At 55.7% G+C, this 465-nt stretch carries 1 rRNA gene; it reads left to right on the forward strand.

Annotation, left to right across the window (positions count from 1 at the left end):
* Positions 1-465 (forward strand): 23S ribosomal RNA (locus H1S01_RS20780); the annotation flags it as partial.

A 465-nucleotide genomic window follows, 5' to 3' on the forward strand; every position in this document is an offset into this window, starting at 1 on the left:
CGTACACTGAATCCATAGGTGTATGAAGCCAACCCGGGGAACTGAAACATCTAAGTACCCGGAGGAAAAGAAATCAACTGAGATTCCCCCAGTAGCGGCGAGCGAACGGGGAAAAGCCTAAACCGTCTCTTCGGAGGCGGGGTTGCGGGACCTTCATCACGAACGAATCATCCTAGTCGAAGCGGTCTGGAAAGGCCCGGCACAGCAGGTAACACCCCTGTAGGCGAAAGGACGAGACGAGCAGAAGGGATCCCAAGTACCGCGGGGCACGTGAAATCCCGTGGGAATCTGGGGGGACCACCCTCCAAGGCTAAATACTCCTCAGCGACCGATAGTGAACCAGTACCGTGAGGGAAAGGTGAAAAGCACCCCGGAAGGGGAGTGAAAGAGAACCTGAACCCGTATGCTTACAAGCAGTCGGAGCCACTTTGGTGGTGACGGCGTGCCTTTTGTAGAATGAACCGG

This window comes from Heliobacterium chlorum (assembly GCF_014502795.1).
Taxonomy (GTDB): domain Bacteria; phylum Bacillota; class Desulfitobacteriia; order Heliobacteriales; family Heliobacteriaceae; genus Heliobacterium; species Heliobacterium chlorum.